This is a genomic window from Nocardioides jiangsuensis, assembly GCF_019679455.1.
Lineage (GTDB): Bacteria > Actinomycetota > Actinomycetes > Propionibacteriales > Nocardioidaceae > Nocardioides_C > Nocardioides_C jiangsuensis.
In genome coordinates this window covers 190731-205471 of record NZ_JAIEZQ010000001.1, presented here as the reverse complement: position 1 = coordinate 205471, position 14741 = coordinate 190731, and the positions used below count along the sequence as shown (strand labels likewise).

Sequence of the window (14741 nt, the reverse complement as noted above, 5' to 3'; positions counted from 1 at the left end):
GCCTCCCTCGACGTTCCTGACGCCCAGGCTAGTTCACCCCTCCTAGCCGAGGTGGTGGACCTCCTGGAGGCCGTAGACCGGGGTCGGGATGTCCTCGTAGCGGGCCTTGAGCTGGAGCGCCAGGTACAGCGAGTAGTGCCGTGACTGGTGCAGGTTGCCGCCGTGGAACCACAGTGCCTCCTGCTGGGTGGGCTTCCACATGTTGCGCTGCTCGCCCTCCCAGGGGCCGGGGTCCTTGGTGGTGTCGGAGCCGAGCCCCCACACCTTGCCGACCTTGTCGGCCACGTCCTGGCTGATCAGGTCGGCCGCCCATCCGTTCATGGACCCGTAGCCGGTGGCGTAGACGACGAGGTCCGCGGGCAGCTCCGTGCCGTCGGTGAGGACCACGGACTCCTCGGTGAGGTGGTCGACCTGCCCCCGGACCAGCGTGACCTCGCCGTCCGCCACCAGGTCGGCCGCGCCCACGTCGATGTAGTAGCCCGAGCCGCGGCGGAGGTACTTCATGAACAGCCCGGACCCGTCGTCACCCCAGTCGAGGTCGAAGCCGGCCTGCTCCATCCGGTCGTAGAAGTCCTTGTCCCGCTCGCGCATCTGGTCGTAGAGCGGGATCTGGAACTCGTGCATGATCCGGTAGGGGAGGGAGGCGAAGATCAGGTCCGCCTTCTCCGTGGTCACTCCCGCCCTCAGCGCGCGCTCCGAGTACAGGTCGCCGAGGCCGATGTCCATCAGGGTGTCGCTCTTCACGATGTGGGTCGAGGAGCGCTGCACCATCGTGACGTCGGCGCCGTGCTCCCACAGCGCGCCGCAGATGTCGAAGGCGGAGTTGTTCGAGCCGATCACCACGCACCTCTTGCCGGCGTACGCGTCCGGGCCGGGGTGCGCCGACGAGTGGTGCTGGTCGCCCCGGAAGACGTCGGACCCCGGGAAGTCCGGGACGTTCGGCTTGCCGGACATCCCGGTCGCGAGGACGACGTGCTTCGGCCGCAGCGTCAGCGCCTTGCCCTCGCGCTCGACCTGCACCGTCCACTCACCGGCCTCCTCCGAGTACGACGCGCTCATGGCGACGGTGGAGGTCCAGTACGGCACCTCCATCACCGACGTGTAGAACTCCAGCCAGTCCCCGATCTTGTCCTTCGGGGAGAACACCGGCCAGTTGGGCGGGAACTTCAGGTACGGCAGGTGGTCGTACCAGACCGGGTCGTGCAGGCACAGCGACTTGTAGCGCCCGCGCCACTGGTCGCCGGGCCGGGCGTGCTTGTCGATGACCACGCTCGGCACGCCGAGCTGGCGCAGGCGCGCGCCGAGGGCGATGCCGCCCTGGCCGCCGCCGATCACCAGCACGTACGGCTGCGTGGACACGCCGAGCTCGGCGCTCTCTCGCTCCCGGCGCTCGAGCCAGGTCTCGCGGTCCTTCCGGGCGCCGTGCTCGGCACCCATCGGGCGCGCGTCGCCGTGGGGCTCCTCGTGGCCCTTGAGCTCGTACATCGTGGTGAGGAAGGTCCAGGCCCGCTGCTGACCGTCCTCCTCGACGAGCCGCAGCAGCCCTCGGCCGCGGCCGACCGCGGTCTCGAAGGTGAACCAGGCGGTCGTCACGCCGTCCGCCTCGACGGGCGGCTCCTCGGTGGCGAACCCGCGGGGATCGGTGCGGTCGAGGGTCTGCGTGAGCAGGTCGGCGACCCCGTCGGGGTTCTCGACGGTGGTGATGTTCCACGAGAAGCTGACCAGGTCCCGCCAGAAGCTCCGGGTCGCGAACAGTCCTGCCGCCCGCTCGACGTCCCGGGCCTGCAGGGCGGACTCGAGCTCGGCCAGCCAGGCGTCGACGCGATGCTGGGGTGTGTTGCCGGTGTCGACCCCTGGGTCCACGGTCTGGGTCATGGTTGCCTCCTTCATTACGCTGTGTGACGGAGCACACACCGTCGGGCCGCCTCGGCGGAAGGGTTGCAGGACGTTGCAACGCGCGTGCACGGGAGGGAGCGCCGTGGGCGAGGCCGAGAGCGACCTTCACCGGGTCCGGGAGCGGGTCCTGGGCGGTAGGACGGGCGGGTCCGTGCCCCGCCGCGAGGTGGCCGCCTCCTGGCGCCGGGTCGCCGCCTGCGGTCTCGACCCGGGTGCGGAGCCCGCGGTCGCCCCGCTGGCGGAGGACGAGCTGGAGCGCCGCCGTGCGACGAGCGGGCTGGCGCCGATGGTGCCCCGGTTGGTGGCCGCGCTCTCCTCGGTCGTGGACGCCGGCCAGCTGGTGGTGGTCGCCGACACCGACGGGCGGGTGCTGTGGCGGGTCGGAAGCCCCGGTGTACGCCGGCTGGCGGACTCACTCGGCTTCGTGGGCGGCTCCGCGTGGACCGAGGGCAACGTCGGCACCAACGCCATCGGCACGAGCCTGGTGATGGGGGAGGGCGTGCAGATCCGGGGACCCGAGCACTTCGTGGAGTCACACACCCGGTGGGGCTGCGCCGCCGCGCCGCTCGTCGACCCGTGGGAGGGCCGCACCATCGGCGTCGTCGACGTCAGCGGACCGTCGCGGGGCATGCACCCGGCCGAGCTCGCGCTCGTCGAGATGGCTGCGCGGCTCACGTCGATGGAGATCCTGGAGGAGCGTCGTGCGGCGCTGGACCGCCTTCGGGCACACGCGGCCCCGCTTATGGCGGGGATGCGCGGCGAGGCGCTCGCCGTCGACCCCGCGGGCCACATCGCCGCCGCGGTCGGGCTGCAGGCACCGGAGCGGGTGCGACTCCCGGCCGACCTCAGCGGCGGCACGGTGTGGCTGCCACGGCTCGGTGCGGCCACCGCGGAGCCCCTTCCCGGCGGGTGGCTGCTGCGCCTGGCCGGCGCCGGCCGCGACGACCCGGACGCCACGACGACACTGACCCTGGACCTCGGCGGTACGCCCCGGGTGACCGTGACCGGGTCGCACGGGAGCTGGACGCAGACGTTGACCCCTCGGCACGCGGAGATCCTGGCCGCGCTCGTGCTCGCGGGGCCGACCGGGCGACGCGCCGCGGACCTCGCGGAGGACCTCTTCGACGACGCCACGCGGGTGGTCACGGTGCGGGCCGAAGTGTCCCGGCTGCGCAAGGCGCTGGGCAGCCTCCTGCTGACCCAGCCCTACAGGCTGTCCCCGGCGGTGCGCGCGAGGGTCGTCCTTCCGGGCGACCCCAGGGCCACGCTGCCGGGGTCGAGCGCCCCGGTGGTGACCACCCTGCGCGGCTGAGCTCACGCCGAGCCCGCTCGGGGTCAGGACTGCGGATCCTCGGGGTCGTTCGTCCCGGCGTCCGCCACGGCCTCCTCGAGGCGCGCGAGGCGCCCGGAGAGGTCCGCGAGCAGGCGCAGCGCCTGGGTCTCGAAGGCCTCCTCCGCCTCGACGTCCGGCAGCTGCTCCTCCCGGACGAACAGGGACGAGATGCCGGCGGTGACGAGCGCCATCAGGGCGAAGCCGGACACCATGAGGATCGAAGAGAGGACCTGGCCGCCGACGGTCTCCGGGGCCTCCCCGATGAAGCCGACGGTCGTCATCAGGGAGAGCGCCCACCAGATCCCCTCCCAGTAGTTGGCCACCGCACGGTCCTCGAGCGCCGCGAAACCGCTACCGGCCAGGAGCACCACGAACGCGCCCGCGGCCAGGAAGTAGACGAGCCTGCGACGGATGTCCACGAGGAGCTTCCGTGACGGGAAGACTGCGGCGACCATGAGCGACCCTCTCAGTGATGGAAGCTGCTGGGCTGCTCCTCGCGCGGCATCGGCCCGGCGAGGTTGTCGAGCCAGTCGACCGCCTCGTGCAGGTCCCTCAGGAACAGCTCGGCCATGTCGTGGCTGAAGCCGTTGCGGACCACGACCCGGAGGACCGCCAGGTCGTCCCGCTTCGGAGGCATCGTGTACGCCGGCACGAGCCAGCCGCGTTCGCGCAGCTTCCGGGAGACGTCGTACACGTCGAACTTCGTGACCGCGTCGCTCACCGAGAAGGTGACCACCGGGAGCTCCCGTCCGTCGGACACCACGTCGAACTCCGGCATCGCCTCGAGGTCCTGGGCGACGTGGACGGCGACGTCCTGGCAGGTCTGCTGGACGAGGCGGAACCCCTCCCTGCCCAACCGGAGGAACTGGAAGTACTGCAGGACCACCTGCGCTCCGGGCCGCGAGAAGTTCAGGGCGAACGTGGGCATGTCACCGCCCAGGTAGTTCACGTGGAACACGAGGTCCTCGGGCAGGTGGACGGTGTCGCGCCAGAGCACCCAGCCGACCCCGGGGTAGACCAGGCCGAACTTGTGCCCGGACGCCTGGATCGAGACCACCCGGGGGAGCCGGAAGTCCCAGACCAGGTCGGGCTGCACGAACGGCGCGACGAAGCCACCCGACGCCGCGTCGACGTGCACCGGGACCGAGATCCCGCTGGTGGTCTCGAACTCGTCGAGGGCCGCGCAGATCTCCTGCACCGGCTCGTAGCTGCCGTCCATCGTCGAGCCCAGGACGGCCACCACGCCGATGGTGTTCTCGTCGACGTGGTCGAGCAGCCGGTCGGCGGTCAGGTGGAAGACGTTCCCCTCGAGCGGGACGTAGCGCGGCTCGACCTCCCAGTAGTTCGCGAACTTCTCCCACACCACCTGGACGTTCGCGCCCATCACGATGTTCGGGCGGTCGGTCGGCTTCCCGGCCTCCCGACGGGCCTGCTGCCAGCGCCGCTTGAGGGCGAGCCCGGCGAGCATGCAACCCTCGGAGCTTCCCGTGGTGGACGTCCCCACCGACTCCGACGCCTTCGGCGCGTGCCACAGGTCGGCGAGCATCCGCACGCAGCGGGACTCGATCTCGGCGGTCTGCGGGTACTCGTCCTTGTCGATCATGTTCTTGTCGAACGTCGCCGCGTAGAGCCGGTCCGCCTCCTCGTCCATCCACGTCGTGACGAACGTGGCCAGGTTGAAGCGGGCGTTCCCGTCCAGCATGACCTCGTCCAGGACGATCTGGTACGCCGTCTGGGGGAGCATCTCGTGGTCGGGGAGACGGTGCCTGGGCACCTCGACCATGCCCGCCCGCGTGAAACGGGGGAGGAGGTTCAGGTCCTCCGCTGTGCTCTCGCGCTTCCTCCACACACCCATGACGGCCTCCGGGTTCTCGGGTCCACCTTCAAGGCAAACCCAGGTCCGGGCACGGTTCCTCATCCCCCGGGGACGATGCGGCGAGCGTCTCCTGCCCGGTGACGACGCGGCGGACTTCGGTGCTGACTCGCTAGTAACTGGCTCGTCGTGGAACCCTCGGTCACAGGCCGTCTCCGCCCGCCGGCGGAGGAGGGGACCCCAAGGGAGGCTTCGTCGATGTTCTCGCGTATCGCCATCGTCAATCGTGGGGAGGCCGCGATGCGGCTCATCCACGCGGTCCGCGACCTCAACGCCGAGGGCGGCGAGCGGATCGAGACCGTCGCGCTCTACACCGAGGCCGAGCGCACCGCCATGTTCGTGCGGGAGGCCGACCACGGCTACTCGCTGGGTCCCGCCTCCGCACGCCCCTACCTGGATCTGGCGGTCCTGGAGAAGGCGCTGCGGGAGACCGGCGCCGACGCGGCGTGGGTCGGCTGGGGGTTCGTCGCGGAGGACCCGGCCTTCGCCGAGCTCTGCGAGCGGATCGGGGTGACGTTCATCGGCCCGAGTGCCGAGGCGATGCGCAGGCTGGGGGACAAGATCGGCTCCAAGCTGATCGCGGAGGACGTCGGCATCCCGGTCGCCCCCTGGAGCCGGGGAGCCGTCGACACCTTGGAGGCCGCGCTGGCCGCGGGCAAGGAGATCGGGTACCCGCTGATGCTGAAGGCGACCGCCGGCGGAGGTGGCCGCGGCATCCGTGTGGTCACCTCCGACGCCGAGCTCGAGGACGCCTACTCGCGCACCCGCGACGAGGCGGCCCGGGCCTTCGGGAGCGGCGTCGTCTTCCTGGAGCGCCTGGTCACCGATGCCCGGCACGTCGAGGTGCAGGTGATCGCGGACGGGCAGGGCACGGCCTGGTCCCTGGGGGTGCGGGACTGCTCGGTGCAGCGGCGGAACCAGAAGGTGGTGGAGGAGTCCGCCAGCCCGGTGCTGTCCGCCGAGCAGTCGGCCGAGCTCAAGGCGGCGGCCGAGCGGCTGGCCCTGGCCGTGGACTACCGCGGGGCCGGCACCGTGGAGTTTCTGTACCACCCGGGCGAGAAGTTCTTCGCCTTCCTCGAGGTCAACACCCGGCTGCAGGTCGAGCACCCGATCACCGAGATGACCACCGACGTGGACCTGGTCAAGGCCCAGCTGCACGTCGCGGCCGGCGGCAGGCTGACCGGACCGGCCCCCGGCGAGACCGGCCACGCGGTGGAGGCGCGGCTGAACGCCGAGGACCCGGACCGCGACTTCGCCCCCTCACCCGGCCGGATCGCGCTGCTGGACCTGCCCGCGGGACCCGGTGTCCGGGTCGACACCGGGGTCAGCCAGGGAGACCGGATCCCGGCCGACTTCGACTCGATGATCGCCAAGATCATCGCCTACGGCCGCACCCGCGAGGAGGCGCTGGCCAGGCTGCGCCGAGCGGTCACCGAGACCACCGTGGTCATCGAGGGCGGGGCCACGAACAAGAGCTTCATCCTCGACCTGCTCGACCAGCCGGAGGTCGTCGACGGCAGCGTCGACACCGGCTGGATCGACCGGGTCCGCCGGGAGGGTCGCCTGGTCCCGCACAAGCACGCGGGAGTCGCCCTGGTCGCGGCGGCCATCGAGGCGTACGTGGACGAGGAGCAGGTCGAGGTCGCCCGGCTTCTCGAGAGCGCGCACGGCGGGCGGCCCCAGGTGCAGCACAAGGTGGGTCGTGCGATGGACCTGAAGCTGCGCGGTACGACGTACCGGGTGACCGTCGCGCGGACGGATCCGCACCGCTTCCGGGTCCGGGTCGGTGCGGACGACGCCGCGCAGGTCGTGGACGCCGTGGTGGAGCGGCTCGACGAGTACGACAGCAGGCTGTTCATCGGCGACCAGCGTTACCGGCTCCTCACCGCGACCCACGGTCCGGTCCACCTCGTCGAGGTGGACGGCGTCACCCACCGGGTCAGCCGGGACGAGGGTGGCGTGCTCCGCTCCCCGGCGCCGGCGCTGGTGGTCGCCACCCCGGTCCAGGCCGGTGACGAGGTCGCCGCGGGATCGCAGGTGCTGGTCCTCGAGTCCATGAAGATGGAGACCGCCCTGCATGCGCCGTTCGCGGCCAAGGTGCGCGAGGTCCTGGTCTCGGTCGGCAGCCAGGTGGAGACCGGCGCGCCGCTGATCCGGCTGGAGCCGGTGGCCGACGGGGACGAGGAGACGGCAGGTGCGACGGGTCCGAGCGGCGCCGCACTGGACCTGCCGGAGGCCGCGGCCGAGGCGTCCCCGGCGGTGCAGGCTGCCCGCGGGCTCGCCGACCTGCGCGGCATCCTGCTCGGGTTCGACATCGACTCCCGTGACGCGGATCGGGCCCTGGCGGACTACCTGGACGCCCGCGAGCGGCTCTCCTCGGCACGTGCCGAGGCGGTGGCGGACGAGATCGAGCTGCTGGGCGCCTTCGCCGACTTCGTGGAGCTGAGCCGGAACCGGCCGGCCGACGAGGAGCTGCACACGGAGAACCGGGTGCACAGCCCGAAGGAGCACTTCCACACCTACCTGCAGAGCCTCGACGTCGACCGAGCCGGTCTCCCCGAGGAGTTCCGCGTCAAGCTCACCCGGGTCCTCCGCCACTACGGCGTCGACGACCTGGACCGGACCGACGAGCTGGAGGACGCCGTCTTCCGGATCTTCCTCGCCCAGCAGCGGTCGGCTCCGGACGTGGCCCTCGCCGCCTCCCTGCTGCAGCAGTGGATCTCCGAGCCGCGACCGGACAGGCCGCTGGACGTCGCCGCCCGCGACCTCCTCGACCGGCTGGCCCTCGCCACCCAGCTGCGCTTCCCCGTGGTCGGCGACCTGGCCCGCAGCGTGCGGTTCCGGTGGTTCGACCAGCCCCTGGTCGACGAGGAGCGGGCCGGTGTCCTCGCCGGTGTCCGCGACGAGGTCGCCGCCCTCGCGGCGGACCCGCAGGCGCCGGACCGGGCGGAGCGGATCGACGCCCTCGCCGCGATCCCCGAGCAGATCGTGTCCTTCCTGGCCGAGCGGCTGGAGCACGGCGTACCCCGGCACGAGCCGATGCTCGAGGTGCTCGTCAAGCGGCACTACCGGGAGCACGAGCTGCACGGCCTGCGCTCGGTGCAGGTGGACGACCGGCCGTTCGTGGTCGCCGACTACACCCTCGACGAGCGTCCGACACGCCTGGTGTCCACGGTAGGGACAGTGGAGGAGCTCGGTGCCGAGCAGGGGCTCGCCACCGCGGTGGCCGGGCAGCTGGCTGCCCGCGAGACCGGTCAGGAGGCCGTTCTCGACCTCTACCTGGGATGGTCCGACGCCCCGGAGTCAGCCGAGGAGACGGCCGCGGAGCTCAGCCGGCTGCTGGGCCGGCTGTCCTTCACGCACGAGGTACGACGGGTCGCGGTGGCGGTCTGCCCCGGGGCCGGCCGGCCGGTCTCCTACTTCACGTTCCGCCCGGTCGACGGTGACGTCGTCGAGGACGACCTGGTGCGCGGCATGCACCCGATGGTCGGCCGGCGGCTCGACCTGTGGCGCCTGCGCGACTTCGACATCACGCGGCTGGAGGCGCCCGAGGACGTCCTGCTCTACGACTGCGTGGCCAAGGGCAACCCCGCCGACCGGCGGCTGGTCGCGCTGGCCCAGGTCCGGCAGCTCGCGGTAGTCCGCGACGAGCAGGGCAAGGTCACCGCGCTGCCGCACGCGGAGCGGGCCGTGGCCAACTGCCTCGAGGCGATCCGGCGGGCTCGCACCGAGCGCGGGGCGGCCGGCACCAAGCTCGACATGAACCACGTCTGGGTGCGGATCTGGCCGGTCATCGACGCGGAGCTGGACCAGCTGACGGCGCTGCAGCAGAAGATCACCCCGCTGACCGCGGGGGCAGGGATCGAGGAGGTGCGGGCGCAGGGTCTGGTGGCCGGACCGGACGGCAGCCCCGTCCCGATCGCCGCCCGCTTCCACAGCCTCCCCGGGTCCGGCGTGGTGACCTCGATCGAGGAGCCCCCGACGGAGCGGCTCAAGCCGCTCGACGAGTACGCCCAGAAGGTGCTCCGCGCCCGCCGCCGCGGCACGGTCTACCCCTACGAGCTGCAGGGCATGGTGGCCGGCGAGGGCGGGACGTTCGTGGAGCACGACCTCGACGACACCGGTGCGCTGGTGGCGGTGGACCGGCCCCACGGGCTCAACAAGGCCGGCGTCATCGCGGGCGTGGTGAGCACCCCCACCGAGCGCCATCCCGAGGGCGTGACCCGGGTCGTGCTGAGCGGCGACCCGCTCAAGGCGCTGGGGGCCGTCTCGGAGCCGGAGTGCGCCCGGATCATCGCCGCCCTCGACCTCGCGGAGCAGATGAGGGTGCCGGTGGAGTGGTACGCGCTGTCCGCGGGAGCCCGCATCTCCATGGACTCCGGGACGGAGAACATGGACTGGGTGGCGCGCGCGCTCAAGCGGATCATCGAGTTCACCCAGGCCGGCGGCGAGGTCAACATCGTGGTCGCCGGCATCAACGTGGGTGCGCAGCCGTACTGGAACGCCGAGGCGACCATGCTGATGCACACCAAGGGTGTCCTCGTGATGACCCCGGACAGCGCCATGGTGCTCACCGGGAAGCAGTCCCTGGACTTCTCCGGCGGGGTCTCGGCCGAGGACAACTTCGGCATCGGCGGGTACGCCCGGGTGATGGGCCCGAACGGGCAGGCGCAGTACTGGGCGCCCGACCTGGCCGGGGCGCGTGACGTGCTGATGGCGCACTACGACCACACGTACGTCGTACCCGGGGAGCAGGGCCCACGACGGGCCGCGACGTCCGACCCCTCGGACCGGGACGTGACGACGTACCCCCACGACCTGGCCGACAGCGACTTCCGCACGGTGGGCGACATCTTCTCCCCGGCCACCAACCCCGACCGGAAGAAGGCCTTCGACATCCGCACGGTGATGCGGGCCCTGGCCGACCAGGACCACCCCACGCTCGAGCGCTGGGCGGACATGGCCGACGCGGAGACCGCTGTCGTGCAGGACGCGCACCTCGGCGGGTGGCCCGTCTGCCTGCTCGGGATCGAGTCGCGGTCGGTACGGCGCCAGGGCTTCCCACCCACCGACGGTCCGGACGTGTACACGGCGGGGACGCTGTTCCCGCGGTCGTCGAAGAAGGCCGCACGGGCGATCAACGCCGCCAGCGGGAACCGCCCGCTGGTGGTCCTGGCGAACCTCTCCGGGTTCGACGGCTCCCCGGACTCGATGCGGCACCTGCAGCTGGAGTTCGGCGCCGAGATCGGGCGGGCGATCGTGAACTTCGACGGTCCGATCGTGTTCTGCGTCATCTCGCGCTACCACGGCGGGGCGTTCGTCGTCTTCTCGAAGGCGCTCAACCCCCGCATGACGGTGCTCGCCGTCGAGGGCTCCTTCGCGTCCGTGATCGGCGGCGCCCCGGCGGCCGCTGTGGTGTTCACCCGGGACGTGGACGCCCGTACGGCGGCCGACCCCCGCGTGCGGGAGCTGGAGTCCCGGGTCGCCGAGGCGACCGGGGTGGAGCGCGCGAGGCTGGTCCGTGAGCTCGCCGAGGTCAGGTCGACGGTGCGGGCCGAGAAGATCGGCGAGGTCGCCTCCGAGTTCGACACGGTGCACGACATCCATCGCGCGGTCCGGGTCGGCTCGGTGGACGCCGTGATCGAGGCCCGCGAGATGCGGCCCCGGATCATCGCGGCGATCGAGGGCGACCGGGGCTGAGGTGCTCGTCCGACGCCGCGTGATGCGGCATCATCGGGGGAGTGTCGACGCCACCATCTCGCTCCGCTGATCCGGACCCCTCCGCCGTGACGGGAGTCGCGGGCCGTTACCCCGTGGAGGCCCCCGTCGCGATGCCGCTGACCCTGGCCGGGCGAAGGCTGCTCCCGGTGGGTCCGCTGCGCATCTACACCTGTGGCATCACGCCGTACGACGTGACCCACGTCGGTCACGCCTCCACGTTCGTGTGGGCTGACCTCGTCGCGTCCCTGGCCCACGCCACCGGCGCGGAGGCGCTGACCTGCCGCAACGTCACGGACGTCGACGACGTGCTCACCGCGGCCGCGAGCCGGACGGGCTGGCACTACGACGAGTACGCGCTGACCCACGAGTTCCTGTTCGACCGGGACATGCGGGCGCTCGGTGTCGCGCAGCCCCGCCTCACTCCCCATGCCCGCGGGCACATCAGGTCGGTGCAGCGCCTCGCCGCGGCCCTGATCCAGGCCGACGCGGCCTACGAGCGCGAGGGACACGTGTACTTCCGCGGGGACGCCGTGCCCGCGGCCGCGGGGCTGACCGAGGAGGCCGCGATCGCTGCGTCCCGGGCGTTCGGCGACCAGCACGACCTGCCGGGCCGGGAGTCTCCGTTCGACGTCCCGGTGTGGCGTCCCTCGCTCGAGGAGCATCCCGCGTGGCCCAGCCCGTGGGGCTGGGGCCGACCCGGCTGGCACGCCGAGTGCGCGGCGATGGCCGTGACCGCTCTGGGCAGCTCGGTGGACGTGCTGCTGGGCGGCAGCGACCTGACGTTCCCGCACCACGCCTACCAGTCCGCCATGGTCGAGGCCGCCACCGGCGTCACCCCGTTCGCCCGGGCCGTGGTGCACGTCGGGGAGGTGCGTCTCGCGGGTCAGAAGATGGCGAAGTCGACGCAGAACCTCGTGCTGGTCGGCGACCTGCTCCAGCGGTACCCCGGACCTGCGGTCCGGTTGGCGCTGCTGAACCGGCCGTGGGCCCAGCCGTGGGACTGCGACGACGAGGAGTTCGCCCGCGCGGCGCGAGACCTCGAGAGGTTGCACGCCGCGGCCGGCACCTCGGCGCCGAGCGAGTCCGGGCGGGGCGAGGTGCTTCGGGTGCTGGCCGACGACTTGGACGTGCCCGGCGCGGTCGCCCTCGCCGTGAGCGAGGGTGGGGAGGCGGCACGGTTCCTGCTCGACGTACTGAAGCTGCGGGAGCTGCCGCCGGCCTGACGGCGGAGCCGGTCGCTCAGAGGACCTTGGACAGGAACGACTGGGTGCGCTCGTGCTGCGGGTGGGCGATGACCTCGGTCGGCGGGCCGCTCTCGACGACGGCCCCGTCGTCCATGAAGACGAGCGTGTCACCCACCTCGCGCGCGAACCCCATCTCGTGGGTGACCACGATCATGGTCATCCCGTCGAGCGCGAGCTGCTTCATCACGTCCAGCACCTCGCCCACGAGCTCGGGGTCCAAGGCGGAGGTGGGCTCGTCGAAGAGCATGAGCTTGGGCTCCATGGCCAGCGCCCGCGCGATGGCGACGCGCTGCTGCTGCCCACCCGACAGCTGCACGGGGTAGTTGTCGGCCTTGTGGGCCAGCCCCACCCGCTCCAGCTGCTCGCGCGCCTGCCGCTCCGACTCCCGGCGGCTCAGGCCCTTGACCCGGCAGGGCGCCTCCATCACGTTCTGGGTGGCGGTCATGTGCGGGAACAGGTTGAAGCGCTGGAACACCATGCCGATGTCGCGCCGCTGAGCGGCGATCTCCGACTCCTTCAGCTCGTAGATCCGGTCCCCCTTCTGCCGGTAGCCGACGAGCTCGCCGTCGACCCAGAGCCGTCCGGAGTCGATCTGCTCGAGGTGGTTCACGCAGCGCAGGAAGGTGGACTTCCCCGATCCCGACGGCCCGATGACGCAGAGCACCTCGCGTCGCGCGACCTCGAGGTCGAGACCCTTGAGCACCTCGACGTGGCCGAAGCGCTTGCTCACCCGCTCGGCCTGGACCATCGGGACGTCGTTCATCCTGCCCCTCCGGCGCCCGCCACGCCTCGGGAGAAGCGCCGCTCCACGAAGTGCTGGACGACCATCAGCACGCTGGTCATCGCCAGGTACCAGATGCACGCGGCGACCAGCATGGGGAACACCTGGAAGGTGCGGTTGCCGATCGCCTGCAGCTGGAAGAAGAGCTCGTTCGTCACCGGGACGAAGGCGACCAGCGCGGTGTCCTTGAGCATCGCGATGGTCTCGTTGCCGGTGGGAGGGACGATCACGCGCATCGCCTGGGGGAGGACGATGCGGCGCAGGGTGAGCAGCCGGCTCATCCCCAGCGCCTGTGCCGCCTCGGTCTGACCGGGGTCGATCGACGTGATCCCGGCGCGCACGATCTCGGCCATGTAGGCCGCCTCGGACAGCGCCAGGGCCAGGAGACCGGCGATGAAGCCGGCGCCGATCGTCCGGGCGTCGACGCCGAAGATCCGGGCGTCGGCGTCCGGGAAGCCCAGGAGACCCAGCAGCTGCTGGTCGAACGGGAAGCCGACCGAGAACGTCGCGTACAGGATGCCCAGGTTGCCGAACAGGATCGCCAGGACGATGCGGGGGACGGCGCGGAAGAACCACGTGTACGCCCAGGCCGCGCCGGCGACGATCGGGCTGGGAGACAGCCGCATCACCGCGAACACGACCCCCAGCCCCACGCCGATCACCATCGCCAGCACGGTCAGCAGCAGGCTCGTCCGGACTCCCGTGAGCACCGGAGGGGTGAACATGTTGTTCACCATGAACTCCCACTGGAAGGCGGGGTTGGTGAGCAGCATGTTGACGAACATCGCGAGGGCGACCGCGACGCACCCGGTCGCGACCCATCGGCCGGGGTGGCGGACCGGAACCGCCTTGATCTCCTCGGGCTGTGGCAGGGCGGTGCGGGGCTGGACGGTCACGGGGAGCTCGGGTTGACCTCGGAGCGCGCGACGGCGCCCTGTCCGACACCCCACGTGTCCAGCACCTCGACGTAGGTGCCGTCCTCGATCAGGGTGTTCACGGCATTCGACACGGCCAGGGCGAACTCGCCCTGTTCCTGCTTGATGACATACCCGTAGGGGGCCGAGTCGTAGATGTCCCCCAGCTGCTCCATCTTGCCGCCCGTCTGCTTGACGGCGTAGGCGATGATGGGGGAGTCGGCGAGCATCGCGTCGTCCTTGCCGGAGACCACGGCCGAGGTCGCCTGGTCCTGTCCCTGGTACTGGTCGATGGCGATGGCGGGCTTGCCGGCGTTGGTGCACTCCTCGGAGCGTCCGGTGACGTCCTCGATCTGCACGGTTCCCCTCTGGACGGCGACCCGTTTCCCGCAGGCGTCGTCAGGGCTGATGCCGGACGGGTTGCCCTTCTGGGTCGCCCAGGCGGTGCCGGCCGCGTAGTAGCTGACCATGTCCACGACCTCCAGGCGTTCGGGGTTGATCGTGAAGGACGAGACGCCGATCTCGTACTTCCCCGACTGCACGCTCGGGATGATGTTGTCGAACGGCGCCGGAGAGTACTTCGTCTTCAGGCCCAGCGTGGCCGCCACGGCGTTGAACAGGTCGACGTCGAAGCCCTGCACGGTCTTGCCGTCGGCTGCCAGGAACTCGTTGGGCGCATAGGTCGCGTCGATGCCGACCGTCACGACGCCATCCTCGGCGATGCCCGAGGGCACCATCTTCGCCAGGTCGGGGTCCTCGGTCACCTGAGCGGTCGGGGACGACGGAGTCTGGGGCGACGAGCCCGTGTCGTCGCCTCCACAGCCGGCGGCCAGGAGCGCGACGGCGATGCCGACACTCACGATGTGCGGGGTGTGACGTCTCCTCATGAGAGACCTCCGGAGAACTCACGGGCTCCCGGTGTGGGGCTCACGTCCCAGTGAAGCACGCACCGTGGGTGGACGCTCCCCGAAAGGAAAAG

General features: G+C 71.5%; 9 protein-coding genes. 3 read left to right on the top strand and 6 right to left on the bottom strand.

Going from position 1 to position 14741, the window contains the following annotated elements; all coding sequences use genetic code 11:
• Positions 1–42: 42 nt before the first annotated feature.
• Positions 43–1875 (bottom strand): flavin-containing monooxygenase, encoded by a 1833-nt coding sequence (locus K1X13_RS01005; protein WP_221023188.1) that lies wholly within the window; start codon positions 1873–1875, stop codon positions 43–45.
• Between the two features lie 103 nt (positions 1876–1978).
• On the opposite strand from K1X13_RS01005, the gene K1X13_RS01000 reads away from it, so the two are divergent.
• A complete protein-coding gene (locus tag K1X13_RS01000; protein WP_221023187.1) occupies positions 1979–3208 on the top strand; it encodes a GAF domain-containing protein in 1230 nt (409 codons plus the stop codon).
• A 23-nt stretch (positions 3209–3231) separates the two neighbouring features.
• Here the strand turns inward: K1X13_RS01000 and K1X13_RS00995 are convergent, their stop codons facing one another.
• Together K1X13_RS00995 and gad are read right to left on the bottom strand one after the other, a co-directional pair.
• On the bottom strand, positions 3232–3684 hold the full coding sequence (locus tag K1X13_RS00995; RefSeq protein WP_221023186.1) for a potassium channel family protein: 453 nt from the start codon (positions 3682–3684) through the stop codon (positions 3232–3234).
• Positions 3685–3695: 11 nt separating this feature from the next.
• Positions 3696–5084, bottom strand: coding sequence for a glutamate decarboxylase (gad, locus tag K1X13_RS00990; RefSeq protein WP_221023185.1), 1389 nt, complete (start codon positions 5082–5084; stop codon positions 3696–3698).
• 216 nt (positions 5085–5300) lie between these two features.
• Between gad and K1X13_RS00985 the strand changes: the two genes are divergently transcribed.
• Both K1X13_RS00985 and K1X13_RS00980 read left to right on the top strand, forming a co-directional pair.
• Positions 5301–10802, top strand: coding sequence for an ATP-binding protein (locus tag K1X13_RS00985; protein ID WP_221023184.1), 5502 nt, complete (start codon positions 5301–5303; stop codon positions 10800–10802).
• Positions 10803–10915: 113 nt separating this feature from the next.
• Entirely contained in the window at positions 10916–12046 is a 1131-nt protein-coding gene (locus K1X13_RS00980) for a cysteine--tRNA ligase (RefSeq protein ID WP_221023183.1), read from the top strand.
• A 16-nt stretch (positions 12047–12062) separates the two neighbouring features.
• On the opposite strand, the gene K1X13_RS00975 is transcribed toward K1X13_RS00980, so the two are convergent.
• From K1X13_RS00975 to K1X13_RS00965, 3 genes are read right to left on the bottom strand one after another with little or no spacing between them, the layout of a single operon-like run.
• Positions 12063–12830 carry an amino acid ABC transporter ATP-binding protein gene (locus K1X13_RS00975; protein ID WP_308249322.1) on the bottom strand — a complete coding sequence of 256 codons (768 nt, stop codon included), beginning with the start codon at positions 12828–12830 and terminating at the stop codon, positions 12063–12065.
• Positions 12827–13744, bottom strand: a complete 918-nt coding sequence (locus K1X13_RS00970) for an amino acid ABC transporter permease (RefSeq protein ID WP_308249321.1) — start codon at positions 13742–13744, stop codon at positions 12827–12829. The genes K1X13_RS00975 and K1X13_RS00970 overlap by 4 nt, the downstream gene beginning before the upstream one ends.
• Positions 13741–14649, bottom strand: a complete 909-nt coding sequence (locus K1X13_RS00965) for an ABC transporter substrate-binding protein (protein WP_221023182.1) — start codon at positions 14647–14649, stop codon at positions 13741–13743. The genes K1X13_RS00970 and K1X13_RS00965 overlap by 4 nt, the downstream gene beginning before the upstream one ends.
• Positions 14650–14741 lie beyond the last annotated feature (92 nt).

Bases quoted from the DNA above. Each gene is read 5' to 3' on its own strand.
- K1X13_RS00985 (WP_221023184.1), top strand. From the start codon at position 5,301: ATGTTCTCGCGTATCGCCATCGTCAATCGTGGGGAGGCCGCGATGCGG.
- K1X13_RS00995 (WP_221023186.1), bottom strand. From the start codon at position 3,684: ATGGTCGCCGCAGTCTTCCCGTCACGGAAGCTCCTCGTGGACATCCGT.
- K1X13_RS00975 (WP_308249322.1), bottom strand. From the start codon at position 12,830: ATGAACGACGTCCCGATGGTCCAGGCCGAGCGGGTGAGCAAGCGCTTC.
- K1X13_RS00965 (WP_221023182.1), bottom strand. From the start codon at position 14,649: ATGAGGAGACGTCACACCCCGCACATCGTGAGTGTCGGCATCGCCGTC.
- gad (WP_221023185.1), bottom strand. From the start codon at position 5,084: ATGGGTGTGTGGAGGAAGCGCGAGAGCACAGCGGAGGACCTGAACCTC.
- K1X13_RS01005 (WP_221023188.1), bottom strand. From the start codon at position 1,875: ATGACCCAGACCGTGGACCCAGGGGTCGACACCGGCAACACACCCCAG.